Raw genomic sequence first — 15,304 nt, 5'->3', positions numbered from 1 at the left:
ATTATAACATGAAAAATGCACTCGTTAGAGGAGGAAATATAGATGAAGTCATTAGAAAGCATGGAGCAATTCCAACAGTTAAAAAATGAAGAGAATGTAGTCTTTATGTTCTCAGCAGAATGGTGCCCAGACTGCCGCTTTGTAGATCCATTTATGCCAGAAGTAGAAGAGAAATATAGTGATTTCTCATTTTACTATGTAGATCGCGATGAGTTTATTGATCTATGTGTAAAATTAGACGTATTTGGCATTCCGAGCTTTGTAGCGTACAATAAAGGTGAAGAAACTGGTCGCTATGTAAACAAAGATCGTAAAACACAAGAACAAATCGAAGAGTTCATTGAAGGTTTAAAATAAGGCAATTTGCCAATTGAATTGTAAAACAACCTCTACCTTCGCGGGGGAGGTTATTTTTTTGGAAGGGAGGAAAAAAGAGATGAAGATGACAAGTAAAAAGATGAAAGATGAGTTAATAAAGAAATTATCTCGCCCAGAATGGGACTTTCAGTATGATAGTGAGAAAGAAGTTTTACGTATTGAACAAAAAGACTCCAAAAAAGGTATTAACGTATCGCTTCCAGGAGTTGTGGCAAAATGGGAAGTGAACAAAGAAAAGGCAATTGAAGAAGTTGCTTATTACGTACAAGAAGCGCTAATTGCGATGCATAAAGAAGAAAATAGCGGAGCGAAAATTTTACCTGTTATTCGCTCTACTTCTTTCCCGAAACAAGCAGAAGAAGGAAATCCGTTTATTATGACGGATCATACGGCGGAAACACGTATTTACTATGCGTTAGATTCGAATAAAACGTATCGACTAATTGATGAGCGTCTATTACAAAAATTAGAACTTACAGAACAGCAAGTGCGTGAAATGGCATTATTCAACGCACGCTCATTAGGTTATGAATTTAAACAAGACACAGTAGCGGGTAATACATTCTACTTTTTAAACACAAATGATGGGTATGACGCGACTCGTATTTTAAACGAATCGTTACTACAATCGATGCGTGAAAAGATTTCTGGTGACATGGTTGTTGCTGTTCCTCACCAAGATGTATTAATTATTGCTGATATCGTCAACGAAATCGGTTATGATATTATTGCACAAATGACAATGAAATTTTTTGCCGAAGGGCATGTTCCGATTACATCACTTTCATTCGTATATGAAGATGGAGAATTTGAACCAATCTTTATTTTAGCGAAAAATCGGAAGAAGACAGATGGAAAAGAGAAAGGATGAACGAAGTGAACGTTTTTTACAACCTTGAAGGAATTGGTGACACTTTAATTGTTGCCTTACAAGATATTACTTTAGAGAACCGTACTTTTGATCGCAAAGGAGATGTTGCACGCGTATACGATCGTGAAAGCAACGAGACAGCAGGATTCAACATCTTTAATGCATCTTCTTACTTAGAAGTAAAAGAAACAGGCAACCTTACATTAACGAAAGAGCTTGTAGAGAAAATCAACAAAATTTTAGCGAAGAATGGCTTTGAAGAAACAGTAGAAGCAGATCTTTCTCCGAAATTTGTTGTAGGCTATGTAGCTGAAAAAGAAAAGCATCCAAATGCTGACAAGCTAAACATCTGTAAAGTAGAAATCGGTACAGAAACATTACAAATCGTATGTGGTGCACCAAACGTTGATGCAGGACAAAAAGTTGTCGTTGCAAAAATTGGTGCTGTAATGCCAAGCGGTATGTTAATCAAGCCAGCTGAGCTTCGAGGAGTTCCTTCTGCTGGAATGATTTGTTCAGCACGTGAATTAGAGCTTCCAGACGCTCCACAAGAGAAAGGTATTCTTGTATTAGAAGATAGCTTTGAAGTTGGACAAGAGTTCAAATTTTAATTGATATAAGAAAAGAGAGGTTGTCCTTTTGGACAGCCTCTCTTTTTTTACATTCATTGTTGGTAATTCGAAATTTCATGCTGAATCGTTGATATATTGAGAATAGTGATAGATATATTTAAAAAATCGTTGATATATTGAGAGTAGTGATAGATATATTCAAAAAATTGTTAATATGATAAGGATGTCACCTTTTTTCTTAAAATCTATATTGTATTTTATAAACAAACTAGTTAAAATTTAGAAAAGTAGAAGGGGATAGAAGTATGAAACAGCAACCAAAAATCGCAGAACTTCTAAAACGAATTGAAACTTCAAAACAGCAAGATGTTGAGCTAGGTACTTATGAAATATATTTGTTTAGTGAAAGTGAATTAGAAAAAGGACAAATCGGTTACCGATACGATAAACATAAAAATTCATTAATAAGTGAAGAACACGGAAAATGGAAAGAAGAATGGATTACAATTGGATATGAAACGGATATGGGCGATCCAGTTTTCGTAAATATAGATGATGACGCTTATCCGCTTTATACTGCAGAACGTGGTACAGAAAAATGGCAACCAGTTTATATTGGAAATATAGATGAGATTATAGGGCAATTATAAGAAAAACTTTGAATCCGGTGCAAAGTGATGGGAGAGAAGTATGAAGTATATAAAAATAATGAGCATGATTGCATTCATTGGAATATATATGGCCGGTTGTTCACAAGGGCAGCCGAAAAAAGAAACTACATCTTCTATACAAGAGAAAAACAAAGATACCAAAGAAGACGCACCGGTAGAAAAGCAGCAAGAACAAGAAAAGAACGAAGAATCGCAAGCAATTCAAACGAATGAGCAAGTAGAACATAAGCAAGAGGAAGTATCATCTGATGAAAAGAAAGAAGAAACTACGCCAGTGCAGCCGGCTGAGCAACCAGTGCAAAATAATGAACAAAAAGTAGAGAGTAATGAAAAACAAGGAAAGTTTCTCGTTGTTATTGATCCAGGGCATCAACAAAAAGCGAATTTAAATTTAGAGCCGATTGGGCCAGGGGCAGCGACGCAAAAATATAAAGTGACAGATGGTACAACTGGTGTTGTGACGAAAAAAAGAGAGGCTGTACTTGTATTAGAAATGGCTTTTTTATTAAAAGAAAAGCTTGAAGCAAAAGGGATACAAGTATTAATGACGAGAACATCACAAGACGTTGATATAAGTAATAAAGAAAGGGCGACATTCGCAAATAATCATAAGGCTAATTTATTTTTACGTCTTCATGCAGATGGTTCTGAAAATCCAAACCAAAGTGGATTCGCTGTATTGACGCCGGCAGAAGGAAGTCCGTATACGAAAGAGATTTATGCGGAAAGTCTTCAAATCTCTCAAATGATTGTAAATAAAATGAGGGAGAACCAGCAAGTAAAAGTAAATGGAATTAAATTTCGGGATGATCTTTCTGGATTTAATTGGGCAAAGGTTCCTGGTGTGTTATTAGAACTTGGGTTTATGTCAAACCATGAAGAAGATAAAAAATTATCTGACCCGCAATATGTAAATTCTTTATTGCAAAGTGTAACGGATAGCATAGATGCATATCAGAAGAGTAAAGCTTAAGCGCAGTCTTATATGAAAGGCTGCGTTTTTTCATATGAAACACTCGTAAATTAGAATATTGTGGATAAATATGACATGCTTAATTTTACCTGCACTTTTTGCCGAATGCTGATACAATAAAGGATGTTACTATTTAGTAGAAAGAGTGGTAAGCATGTTAGATTGGATGAAAAAGCTGTTTAACAAAGAGGAAGAACAAACAGCGATGAATAAAGAAGTACCAAAGCAAATTGAAAGTCAGCCGAAAATTCCTCGTGTAAACCACTACACTGAAGCAAGAGAAGCACAAATGGCAAGTAGGAATGCAGGTAAATGCCGTTTTCCTTTAGTACCGGATAATGGGTTCGATGAAGAGGATGAAAGCGAAGTAAATCGCTTCGAAGAACAACCTGTTCAAGGAGTAACATATGAAGAACCGACTGCCCAAAGAGGAATAAAGGTGGAAAGAAGCAGACGACCGTATGTGGAAAAGGTAGTTTCTACATATGAAGAGCCGGAAGTGCAATATGAACCGGTGCGGGAGTCTGTCGTTAAAAAGGCATCTGTACCTTCGCAAGAGAGTAACCGTAGACCATTTCGTCCAACAGAAATGATTTCGCCAATTTATGGATATAATCGTCCTTCAGTAGAGAAAAAGGAAGAAAAGCAGGAGGAAGTAAAGGAAAGAGAAGACCTTGAAATATCTGTAGAGGGTAAATCAGTCGTTGATGCATGGTTAGAGAAAAAAGGATATACATTATCTGATTTCTCAGAAGGACAAGCACCAACTTCTTCTAGTCATAGAGCTGCTAACCAGCAAGGGGAGCAACAATATGAAGAGAATAAAAAGGAAGAAAAGTCAGTAGTTGATCAATGGCTAGAGAAAAACGGTTATGAAATTGAACGCCAAGTGCCTTTAGTAGAAGAAAAAGAAGTGATTCAAGAAATGAGTACACCGCAGGAAGTTTCAGCGGATGAATTACTTCATAAAACAGTAGCTGAGCAGATGGAAAGTGCTAAGCTAGAAAAAGATGTAGTGGTGTTAAACGAAAACAATCTACAAGAAGAATTAGTAGCTTCTAAAGTAGAGCACGAGGATACAATATTATCAGAAGAAATTAAACGTAATACAGAAATAAAACAACCTACTATTGAAGTAGAAAAGCAAGCTCCAGAAGAATCAGTGATTGTCAAAGCAGAAGAAAAACTTGAAGAAACAATCATTGTGGAAATACCAGAAGAAGTGTCAAAAGTAGAAGTAATTGCAGAAACGGAAGAGTTTGAAGAAGTAGTTATGGAAACAGAGGCACCTGAAGAAGTGGAAGTAATTACAGAAACAGAAGAGTCAGAAGAAGCTGAAGTAATTGCGGAAGCAGAAGAGTCAGAAGAAGTGGAAGTAATTGCGGAAGCAGAAGAGTCAGAAGAAGTGGAAGTAATTGCAGAAGCGGAAGAGTCAGAAGAAGTAGAAGTAATTACAGAAACAGAAGAGCTAGAAGAAGTAGAAGTAATTGCGGAAACAGAAGAGCTAGAAGAAGTGGAAGTAATTACAGAAACAGAAGAGTCAGAAGAAGTGGAAGTAATTACAGAAACAGAAGAGTCAGAAGAAGTAGAAGTAATTGCGGAAGCAGAAGAGTCAGAAGAAGCTGAAGTAATTGCGGAAGTAGAAGAGTCAGAAGAAGTGGAAGTAATTGCGGAAGCAGAAGAGTCAGAAGAAGCTGAAGTAATTGCAGAAATAAACGCGCCTGTAGTAGAGACATTTGTAGCACTTGAGGAAATTCAGCAAGAAGATGAAGCAATTGAACAAAAGAGTGAATTCATACATGTTGCTGAGGCTGATGAACAAACGAAGAAAGATGTTCAAAGCTTTGCGGATGTTTTAATTGCAGAAGAACAACCAGTTGTAGAAGAAGCGCCAGTCGCAGAAGAGCAACAAGTTGTAGAAGAAGCACCGGTCGTAGAAGAGCAATCAGTTGTAGAAGAACAACCAGTTGCCGAGGAAACACTAGTCGCAGAAGAGCAACGAGTTGTAGAAGAAGCACCGGTCGTAGAAGAGCAATCAGTTGTAGAAGAACAACCAGTTGCCGAGGAAACACCAGTCGCAGAAGAACAACCGCTTGTACAAAAAGAAGAACCAAAACGTGAGAAAAAGCGTCATGTACCATTTAATGTTGTTATGTTGAAACAAGATAGAACACGATTAATGGAAAGACATGCAGCTAGAGCAAATGCAATGCAGCCTTCTGCTAATGTACGAGTAGAGAATAAGCCAGTGCAGCAAGAGGTAGCAGAACCACAAGTGGAAGAGCACTCAGTGCAGCAAGTAGTAGCAGAACCACAAGTGGAAGAGCACCTAGTGCAGCAAGTAGTAGCAGAACCACAAGTGGAAGAACGCCCAGTGCAGCAAGTAGTAGCAGAACCACAAGTGGAAGAACGCCCAGTGCAGCAAGTAGTAGCAGAACCACAAGTGGAAGAGCACCCAGTGCAGCAAGTAGTAGCAGAGCCACAAGTGGAAGAACAACCAATACAGCAAGTAGTGGTAGAGCAAGTACAAAAGCCAATTTCAAGTACGGAAGTACAAGAGAAAGCATATGTTGTAAATCAAAGAGAGAACGATATGCGAAATGTATTGCACACACCACCGACATACACTGTTCCGCCATTAGCGCTGTTGTCGATTCCACAGCAATCAGCGTTAGATAATACAGAATGGTTAGAGGAGCAGAAAGAATTATTAGATACAACGTTTAATAATTTTCACGTTGGAGCACATGTTATTAATGTATCGCAAGGTCCGGCAGTCACTCGTTTTGAGGTGCAGCCAGACCCAGGTGTGAAAGTAAATAAAATTACAAATTTAAGTGATGATATTAAGTTAAGCTTAGCTGCGAAAGATATTCGTATTGAAGCACCGATTCCAGGGAAGAGTGCGATTGGAATTGAAGTTCCAAATAAAGAAAGTAAGCCAGTATTTCTTCGCGAAATTTTAAGAAGTCCTGTATTCACAAAGAGTGAATCACCGCTTACTGTTGCGCTTGGACTTGATATTTCAGGGGATCCAATTGTAACGGATATTCGAAAAATGCCGCACGGACTTATTGCGGGTGCAACGGGTTCAGGTAAAAGTGTGTGTATTAACGCGATTTTAACGAGTATTTTATATAAAGCGAAACCACATGAAGTGAAGTTAATGTTAATTGATCCGAAGATGGTTGAGCTTGCACCATACAATTCTGTTCCACATCTTGTAGCACCTGTTATTACGGATGTAAAAGCAGCAACAGCTGCATTAAAATGGGCAGTTGAGGAAATGGAACGTCGTTATGAATTGTTTGCGCACGCAGGTGCTCGTGATTTAACTCGTTATAATACGATTGTAAGTGAGCGAGAAATTCCGGGAGAAACATTACCTTATATCGTTATTGTCATTGACGAGTTAGCCGACTTAATGATGGTAGCACCTGGTGATGTTGAAGAAGCGATTTGTCGTATTGCGCAAAAAGCACGTGCTTGTGGTATTCATTTATTAGTAGCGACGCAGCGTCCATCTGTAGATGTTATTACAGGTTTAATTAAGTCAAACATTCCAACGCGTATTGCGTTTACTGTATCATCTCAAGTTGATTCGCGTACGATTATCGATATTGGTGGCGCGGAGAAATTACTTGGCCGTGGTGATATGTTATTCTTAGGGAACGGTACATCTAAGCCTGTTCGTGTACAAGGTGTATATGTATCGGATGATGAGATTGAAAAGACAGTTGATCATGTGAAAAAGCAAATGAAGCCGAATTACTTATTTAAGCAAGAGGATTTATTAGCGAAAACAGAACAAGCTGAGTCGGAAGACGAATTGTTCTTCGAAGCATGTCAATTTGTTGTAGAACAAGGGGGAGCGTCCACATCTTCTGTACAGCGAAAATTCCGCATTGGTTATAATCGCGCAGCACGTCTCATTGAAGAGATGCAATCGCAAGGAATTATTTCTGAAGCAAGAGGAACGAAGCCAAGAGATGTCCTTATTTCTGAGGATGAATTCGCTGCTATGCAGGAAACAAATGTATAGTAAACGGTTATGCTGTATACTAAGAGAAAATGTTGGATAGTAAAGTAGGGAGTAAAGCGACATGAAAGAAATTGAATTAAAATTAAAAGGTGAAATAAATAGACTAACAAATAAAACATTTAAATTTGACGAACGTGTTGGAGAAGGGTGGTTCTCTGCCGTTTACTTTTTAAAGACTAGAGAAATCATCGAAGAATTTCGCCCGAAAAGTGTTGTAACGATGCAATTTTTCCAAAAGGAAAATGCAGTTCTTTGCGGAACGGATGAAGTAATTGCGTTGCTACAAACATTCGCTAAAAATCCTGAGGAACTTGAGATTAACTCTTTAAAAGATGGCGATAAAATTAGTCCATTTGAAACAGTGTTAACAATTCATGGTCCTTATGAAAATTTCGGATTTTTAGAAGGTGTCATTGATGGGATTTTAGCTCGTCGTACATCGGTTGCGACAAACGTATATAACGTTGTCCAAGCTGCGCGTAGCGTAGATAAAGAAAAACCAGTTATTTTCATGGGAGATCGTGACGATCATTATACACAACAAGCTGGTGACGGTTATGCAGCATACATCGGAGGTATGAGCGCACAAGCGACGCATGCGATGAATGAATGGTGGGGCAAAAGTGGTATGGGGACGATGCCTCACGCATTAATTCAAATGTTTAATGGTGATGTTGTAGAAGCGGCAAAAGCATATCATAAGAAATTCCCAGAAGATGAATTAGTTGTATTAATTGATTACAACAATGATGTCATTACAGATGCACTTCGCGTAGCGCGTGAATTTGGATCAACATTAAAAGGTGTACGTGTAGATACGTCCCGCACGATGATTGATCAATACTTCATTCGCCACCCAGAAGTACTTGGAACATTCGATCCACGTGGTGTAAACCCATCGCTTGTATTCGCACTTCGTAAAGCACTTGATGAAGAAGGATTCCAGCATGTAGACATCGTTGTAACTGGTGGATTTGATGAGAAGCGTATTCGTGAATTTGAAGCTCAAAACGTACCTGTTGACATATACGGGGTAGGAAGTAGCTTATTAAAAATGAATATTGGCTTTACTGGTGATAATGTAGAATTAAATGGGAAACCAGAAGCAAAAGCTGGTCGTAAATATCGTCCAAACCCACGTTTAGAGCGTGTTCAATTAGAAAAAAGAGAAGAGATGTAAAAGAGAGAAAAACTGATAGGTGATTGACCCTATCAGTTTTTCTGTTATCATAGTATAGCGGCTTCTTTTTTGCTATAATGGACTTGTTATAGATATATAAAGAAGTACGTACGAGTTTATCCTGATAAGTGAAGGGAAGAATAACTTCACTACATCAAAAATGTATGATGATTACCAAAATAAGAAAAGATTCATATACTGTCTTATAGATAGGCCGTTGTATTAGTTCGAAATGTTGGAGGTTCTTTAAGATGACAGTTTACCATTTTGTAGGAATTAAAGGAACAGGAATGAGTTCATTAGCGCAAATTCTTCATGATATGAAGCATACTGTTCAAGGGTCTGATTATGAAAAGCGTTTCTTTACACAAACAGCGTTGGAAAAGCGTAGTATCTCGATCCTTCCTTTTGATAAGAATAATGTAGAAGAAGGACAAGTGATTATTGCAGGAAATGCATTTCCTGATACGCATGAAGAAATCGTAGCAGCAAAAGAATTAAACATCCCAGTCCATCGTTACCATCATTTCTTAGGTGACCTGATGAGCCAATACACAAGTGTTGCTGTAACTGGTGCACACGGAAAAACATCAACAACAGGTTTGTTAGCCCATGTAATGCAAGGTGCACACCCAACATCTTACCTTATTGGAGATGGAACAGGGCATGGGGTAGAAAATAGTAAGTATTTTGTATTTGAAGCTTGTGAGTATCGTCGTCATTTCTTGTCTTATAATCCAGACTATGCAATTATGACGAATATTGATTTTGATCATCCAGATTATTTTGCAGACATCAATGATGTATTCAGTGCATTCCAAGAGATGGCATTGCAAGTGAAAAAAGGCATTATTGCATGTGGAGATGATGAAGAACTTCAAAAAATTCAAGCGAAAGTACCTGTTATTTTCTATGGATTTGGAGAAGATAATGATTTCCAAGCACGCAACATCCAAAAGAGAACAGATGGTACTATTTTTGATGTATTCGTTCGTAATACGTACTATGACACGTTCAAAATTACAGGATACGGCAATCACAGCGTATTAAATGCGTTAGCAGTAATCGCGCTTTGCCATTATGAAAACGTTGATGTAGAAGCAGTTAAGCATCAGCTAACAACTTTTGAAGGCGTAAAACGTCGCTTTAATGAAAAGCCGATGGGAGAGCAAGTGATTATCGATGACTACGCACACCATCCGACAGAAATTAATGCAACGATTGAAGCAGCTCGTCAAAAACATCCAGAGCGTGAAATTGTCGCTGTATTCCAGCCACACACATTCTCACGTACAGAAAAGTTCTTAGATGAGTTCGCAGAAAGCCTAAGCAAAGCTGATCAAGTATACTTATGTGATATTTTCGGATCAGCACGCGAAAACAAAGGTGAATTAACAATCGAAGATCTGCAAAAGCGTATTGACGGTGCAGAACTAATTACAGATACAACAACGGATGTATTAAAGAAACATAAAAACGGCGTTCTAATTTTCATGGGCGCAGGAGACATCCAAAAATTCGAAGCAGCTTACGTAAAAGAAGTTCAAGTTGCAGAGAAGTAATAGGAAAGACGCATAGCTTGGCTATGCGTCTTTTTTATGTTGTCGTGGTTATGCATTAATGTTGAAACGTCTATATATATGGAGTTGTGTTCGATATATTTCAAAAATCGTTGATATATTGGTACGCGTTTTGAAATATAAGTGTTAGAATAATAAGAAAACTAAAAAGGGGACTGAAAAATATGTTCACACTCCGAGTAGATGACGAAATCGAACTACAATTACTAGAAAAACATCATAAAGAGGAATTATATCAATTATTAGATCAAAACCGTAATCATTTACGAAAATGGCTCCCTTGGGTAGATGGGACGAAATCTGCTGATGCTTATGATGAGATTTTTCCGATGTGGTTAAAGAAGTTTGCAGAGGGAGACGGTTTTGAAAGTGGTATCCGTTACAAAGGAAAGCTCGTTGGGATGGTAGGCATTCATCCAGTGAGCTGGGGGAAGAAAGCGACGAGTCTTGGGTATTATCTTGCAGAAGATGCTGGCGGGAAAGGTATTATGACGCGTAGCGTAAAGGCTGTACTTCACTATGCATTTGAGAATTTAAAATTAAATAAAATGGAAATTCGGTGCGGTGTTGGAAATGCGAAGAGCCGCGCAATTCCAGAACGTTTAGGATTTAAGTTAGATGGTATTTTACGAGATGAAGAATGGCTATATGATCATTTTCATGATATCGCTGTATATAGTTTACTAGCTTCAGAATGGAAAGAGATTCGATGAACGAGAAGATTCGTATTGTTCCATATGAAAGTACGTTTCAAGAGGAAGTAGTAGATCTTATCGTTCATATTCAGCAAAAAGAATATAATGTTCCCATTACGAAAGAAGAGCAACCTGATTTACTTGAAATAGAAACATTCTATCAAAAGGATCACGGAAACTTTTGGGTAGCAATTTATGATGGGAAAGTAGTTGGAACAGTAGCTTTATTAGATATTGAGAATCTTCAAGTAGCGCTAAGAAAAATGTTCGTGAAGAAAGAGTTTCGCGGAAAAGAATGGAGCGCGTCACATATGTTGCTTCAAACAGCAATTTCATGGGCTGAGGATAAAAAATTGAAAGATATTTACTTAGGAACAACAGTAAAATTTTTAGCGGCACATCGTTTTTATGAAAAGAATGGTTTTGAAAGTGTGAGTATAGACGAGTTGCCGAAAAACTTTCCGGTGCTACAGGTAGATAAGAAATTTTATAGGTACATTGTGTAAAAGGTCATTTAGAAATGGCCTTTTTCTATGAAGTAAAATGGAAATAGTGGTATAATTTGGGTTAGGGGGTGTAGGTATGAACTTTCCAATTCAAAGAAGTAAGTCAGTAGTCATTTTTGTTTGTCTTACGTTAGCTTTTATGTTTATATATCCAATTGTCATGCTTTTCACTAATAAAGCGCATTGGATGTCAGCGTTGATTGGGATGGGTTTATGCTTCATTGTAAATGTACCACTCGTTTGGGAAGTATTTATTAAAAAACATAAAGTAGAAAATGGCGTATTAAAGTACGGTATTTTAAATGATGATATTGTATTAAAAGATGTGAGAATTATACGTCAGGTCGGAAAGTCTCTTGAAATTACGACGAATGCATATAAAGTACATATCGTTGCGATGCCGCAAAATATGGATGAATTCTTGGGGCTTATAGAGAAAGAAAATCCACATGTGAAAATAGAAATGGTAGGGAAGAAATAAAAACGCTCGGCGAAAATTCCGAGCGTTTTTATTATTATTTTAAGTTCTCTGGGTTTAAAGCTTCTAGTTCAGGTACAACGAAGCGTCCGTCTTTACGGATTAGTACGTCGTCGAAGTAAATTTCGCCGCCGCCGTATTCAGGGCGTTGGATGCATACTAAATCCCAGTGGATGTTCGAGTTGTTGCCGTTCCATGCATCGTCGTAAGCTTGTCCAGGAGTAAAGTGGAAGCTGCCATCGATTTTTTCATCGAATAGGATGTCTCCCATTGGATGTAAGATGTATGGGTTTACGCCAATTGCGAACTCACCAACGTAGCGTGCGCCTTCGTCTGTATCGAAGATTTTGTTAATGCGCTCTGTATCGTTTGCAGTTGCTTCAACGATTTGACCGTTCTCAAACTTAAGTTGTACATTTTCAAATGTATAACCGTTGTAAGGAGATGGTGTGTTGTAAGAAACTGTACCGTTAACAGAATCACGAACTGGTGCAGAGTATACTTCACCGTCTGGAATGTTTAAATGACCTGAGCATTTAATTGCTGGAATGTCTTTAATAGAGAATGTTAAGTCAGTTCCAGGACCAGTTAAACGAACTTTATCTGTTTTATTCATTAATGTAACAAGGCTATCCATTGCCTTATCCATTTTACCGTAGTCTAAGTTACATACTTCGAAGTAGAAGTCTTCGAAAGCTTCTGTACTCATTTTAGCAAGCTGTGCCATAGAAGCATTTGGGTAGCGAAGAACAACCCAACGTGTTTTTGGAACGCGAATGTCTCTATGAACTTTTTTACCAACTGTTTGGCCATGAACTTTCATACGCTCACTTGGAACGTCAGCTTGTTCATTAATATTATCGCCAGAGCGAAGGCCGATATAAGCGTCCATGTCTTTCATTACGCTTGCTTCATATGCAGCGATTTGTTCGAAATGTTCTTCAGTAGCACCCATTAATAAAGAGCGATCTACTTGATGATCTTTTAAAGAGACGAATGGGAAACCACCAGCTGCATATGCTTCTTTTACAAGTGCAGTTACAAGTTCTTTTTGTAAGCCAAAGTTTTCAATTAATACTTTTTCACCTTTTTGTAAGCGGATAGAGTAGTTAATTAAATTGTATGCTAACTTTTCAATACGTGGATCTTTCATATGTAAAGCCTCCCTACTAATTATGTATCCTCTCCTATTGTAACCTACTTAGTGGAATTTGTTGAATGATTTATGTTACAGTTAACGAATAAGTATGAAAATTCTAATGATGAGATAGGGATTAGAATGAAACGGAAAATGATTGTATAATAGGGGAAAGTATGAAAAAGATAAAGGAAGTGATGAAATGCAAGTTCTTTTATATGTAAGTGCGGCTATTATCGCGGTTGCTTTCGCAGTATTAGTAGTGTATGTATGCAGAACGTTGTTATCGGTTCAGAAGACGTTGGAAAACGTTGCAAGCACGTTAGAAGGTTTAGAAAAGCAAATGCAAGGAATTAGCGTAGAGACAGAGCAATTATTACATAAAACGAATGCGTTAGCTGATGATATTCAACAGAAGTCACAGTCATTAAATAAAGTGGTAGCGGGTGTAGATGGGATTGGAACGACAATCCAATCTTTAAATACGAAGCTTCGTAATGTATCGGACTCTGTAACGGACGAAATTGAAAATAACGCTGATAAAGTAGCGCAAGTTGTACAGTGGAGCAGTGCGGCGATTGAAGTATACAATCATTACCGTGCGTCGAGACAAGAGAAGAAGGTTGAAAAAGAAGAGCGTAAATTAGAAAGAATTGAGAAAAAAGCTGAAAAGAAAGAGAAACGCTCTAGATTTCGTATGAGAGGTGAATCGTGATGAATATGACAAAACTTGAAACAATTGAAGAGCTTGAAGTCTTAGTAGAAAAGAACGAGCCGTATGTTCTTTTTAAACATAGTACGACATGCCCAATTAGTCATGGTGCATACACAGAATTTCAAGCGTATTGCAGCGAAGAAAGAGAAGTGCCAGCGTATTACTTATACGTACAAGATGCGAGAGATGTGTCAAATCGTGTTGCAGAACAATACAGTATTAGACATGAATCACCGCAAGTGTTATACATAAAAGATGGGATGGTAGTATGGAATACATCTCATTGGAATATTAAAAAAGATGCTTTAGAAGAGAATATAAAGTAAAAAGAAGCAAGCTAAAGGTGCTTGCTTCTTTTTTTTGTTTTTGTTGAAATATATTTAGTGGTACACTATTAATAGTTCAAACTAAATAACTAGATTTTTGAAAGTAGGTTTTAAGTAATGAAGAAAATGGCATTATCCTTCGCAGTCGTAAGTTTATTACTGGGAGCTTGTAGTAACAATAGTAATACGCTTAGTAAGAAGGATGAAGTTATACAAAAAGATACAAAAGAAAAAAGTATGATTCCGAGAACTGCTGTTTCTAAAGATTATTATAGAACTGTTATTCCTTTAAAAGAACAAAAGGTTATTAATACAGCTAATATAAAAACAAATTCTAAATTAGATTTAGCAGAGTATGAAAATGGTTTAATAAATATTGCAACGCAGCAATTTGATACAGAGAGTCACGTACTGCAATTAAACCAGTATATTCCAGAGAAACTAATTGATGAACTAGTTGCGAAAGTAGAAGCGCCAGTTTTGACGAATATTATAGAACAAGACTATTTCGGAAAACAGAATTCAAATGAATTAAGTTTATCTGGTGTTATGATTGGCTTAGCTATGTCTTCAAGTGTATCGAATGAAGAGGCTATGTCTAAAGGGACTGAAGTTGCTAAACAACTTATTGAAGCTATTAACAAAAATGATAAGTATAACAAATCTCCAATTACGTTTGCTATCTTTAAGCAAGAAAGTACTAGTTCTTTAAAAAATGGTACGTATATTGCTAGTGCTACTGTTCAAAAGAATGATATGAACCTTGGAAATTGGAGTACAATTGATGAAAAGTCGTATTCATATCCTTCTGATGAATTTACACAAGCACATGGAGAAGATAATACAAAAATAAATAACTTTGCTAAGGAAATAAAAGGTTTTTCTAATGGAGATTTTATTCCAGTCAACGCTAAAGTTTCTTATAAGAAAGATCAAATGGATACATTAAATATGAATATTGTTATTAAATATAACGGTAAAACAGAATTAATGGCTCTTACCCAATTGGCTGCGCAAGGTATGTTAGACAAATTGCCTAAAGATGCGAAAGTACAATTACAGATCAAGTCCGAAAGTAAAATTGAGGCCGTTATTATAAAAGAGAAAAACAGTGATAAACCGTTTGTTTCCTTCTTGTAAAAAAAGACAGTATGTAAACTGTCTTTTTTTTATTTTAAA

15 protein-coding genes are annotated in these 15,304 nt (G+C 37.2%); 14 read left to right on the top strand and 1 reads right to left on the bottom strand.

Annotated elements, in window-relative coordinates; genetic code table 11:
• Positions 1-42: 42 nt before the first annotated feature.
• From GBN78_RS00750 to GBN78_RS00700, 11 genes are all read left to right on the top strand, one after another.
• Entirely contained in the window at positions 43-357 is a 315-nt protein-coding gene (locus tag GBN78_RS00750) for a thioredoxin family protein (RefSeq protein WP_000838193.1), read from the top strand.
• 79 nt (positions 358-436) lie between these two features.
• The gene (locus GBN78_RS00745) at positions 437-1,249 is read left to right on the top strand and encodes a DUF1444 domain-containing protein (protein WP_000784588.1); all 813 of its coding nucleotides are present in this window, start codon (positions 437-439) and stop codon (positions 1,247-1,249) included.
• Positions 1,246-1,860: a YtpR family tRNA-binding protein gene (gene ytpR, locus GBN78_RS00740; RefSeq protein ID WP_152126872.1), complete on the top strand. Its 615-nt coding sequence runs from the start codon at positions 1,246-1,248 to the stop codon at positions 1,858-1,860. The genes GBN78_RS00745 and ytpR overlap by 4 nt, the downstream gene beginning before the upstream one ends.
• A gap of 266 nt (positions 1,861-2,126) precedes the next feature.
• Entirely contained in the window at positions 2,127-2,471 is a 345-nt protein-coding gene (locus GBN78_RS00735) for a hypothetical protein (RefSeq protein ID WP_000813343.1), read from the top strand.
• A 40-nt stretch (positions 2,472-2,511) separates the two neighbouring features.
• Positions 2,512-3,465, top strand: coding sequence for an N-acetylmuramoyl-L-alanine amidase (locus tag GBN78_RS00730; protein WP_000874056.1), 954 nt, complete (start codon positions 2,512-2,514; stop codon positions 3,463-3,465).
• A 154-nt stretch (positions 3,466-3,619) separates the two neighbouring features.
• Positions 3,620-7,507 (top strand): DNA translocase FtsK, encoded by a 3,888-nt coding sequence (locus GBN78_RS00725; RefSeq protein WP_128267152.1) that lies wholly within the window; start codon positions 3,620-3,622, stop codon positions 7,505-7,507.
• 61 nt (positions 7,508-7,568) lie between these two features.
• The gene (locus GBN78_RS00720) at positions 7,569-8,687 is read left to right on the top strand and encodes a nicotinate phosphoribosyltransferase (RefSeq protein ID WP_000658370.1); all 1,119 of its coding nucleotides are present in this window, start codon (positions 7,569-7,571) and stop codon (positions 8,685-8,687) included.
• A 251-nt stretch (positions 8,688-8,938) separates the two neighbouring features.
• On the top strand, positions 8,939-10,249 hold the full coding sequence (murC, locus tag GBN78_RS00715) for a UDP-N-acetylmuramate--L-alanine ligase (protein ID WP_000219468.1): 1,311 nt from the start codon (positions 8,939-8,941) through the stop codon (positions 10,247-10,249).
• Between the two features lie 182 nt (positions 10,250-10,431).
• Positions 10,432-10,980 carry a GNAT family N-acetyltransferase gene (locus tag GBN78_RS00710; protein ID WP_025966470.1) on the top strand — a complete coding sequence of 183 codons (549 nt, stop codon included), beginning with the start codon at positions 10,432-10,434 and terminating at the stop codon, positions 10,978-10,980.
• Positions 10,977-11,468 carry a GNAT family N-acetyltransferase gene (locus GBN78_RS00705; protein ID WP_025966469.1) on the top strand — a complete coding sequence of 164 codons (492 nt, stop codon included), beginning with the start codon at positions 10,977-10,979 and terminating at the stop codon, positions 11,466-11,468. Before GBN78_RS00710 ends, GBN78_RS00705 begins: the two co-directional genes overlap by 4 nt.
• 76 nt (positions 11,469-11,544) lie before the next feature.
• Entirely contained in the window at positions 11,545-11,949 is a 405-nt protein-coding gene (locus GBN78_RS00700; RefSeq protein ID WP_001010627.1) for a PH domain-containing protein, read from the top strand.
• A gap of 34 nt (positions 11,950-11,983) precedes the next feature.
• Here the strand turns inward: GBN78_RS00700 and GBN78_RS00695 are convergent, their stop codons facing one another.
• A complete protein-coding gene (locus GBN78_RS00695; protein WP_000654731.1) occupies positions 11,984-13,099 on the bottom strand; it encodes an aminopeptidase in 1,116 nt (371 codons plus the stop codon).
• A 187-nt stretch (positions 13,100-13,286) separates the two neighbouring features.
• On the opposite strand from GBN78_RS00695, the gene GBN78_RS00690 reads away from it, so the two are divergent.
• The 3 genes from GBN78_RS00690 (at position 13,287) to GBN78_RS00680 (ending at position 15,265) form a co-directional block, all read left to right on the top strand.
• Entirely contained in the window at positions 13,287-13,799 is a 513-nt protein-coding gene (locus GBN78_RS00690; RefSeq protein ID WP_001197720.1) for a DUF948 domain-containing protein, read from the top strand.
• Positions 13,799-14,125 carry a bacillithiol system redox-active protein YtxJ gene (ytxJ, locus tag GBN78_RS00685; RefSeq protein WP_001057469.1) on the top strand — a complete coding sequence of 109 codons (327 nt, stop codon included), beginning with the start codon at positions 13,799-13,801 and terminating at the stop codon, positions 14,123-14,125. Before GBN78_RS00690 ends, ytxJ begins: the two co-directional genes overlap by 1 nt.
• Before the next feature lie 117 nt (positions 14,126-14,242).
• On the top strand, positions 14,243-15,265 hold the full coding sequence (locus GBN78_RS00680; protein WP_128267151.1) for a CamS family sex pheromone protein: 1,023 nt from the start codon (positions 14,243-14,245) through the stop codon (positions 15,263-15,265).
• The last annotated feature ends 39 nt before the right edge of the window (positions 15,266-15,304 follow it).

Origin of the sequence: Bacillus sp. B2-WWTP-C-10-Post-4 (assembly GCF_009183805.1) — a bacterium.
GTDB lineage: Bacteria > Bacillota > Bacilli > Bacillales > Bacillaceae_G > Bacillus_A > Bacillus_A cereus.
The sequence above is the reverse complement of the archived record's forward strand: the minus strand, read 5'-3'. Positions and strand labels throughout refer to the sequence as shown.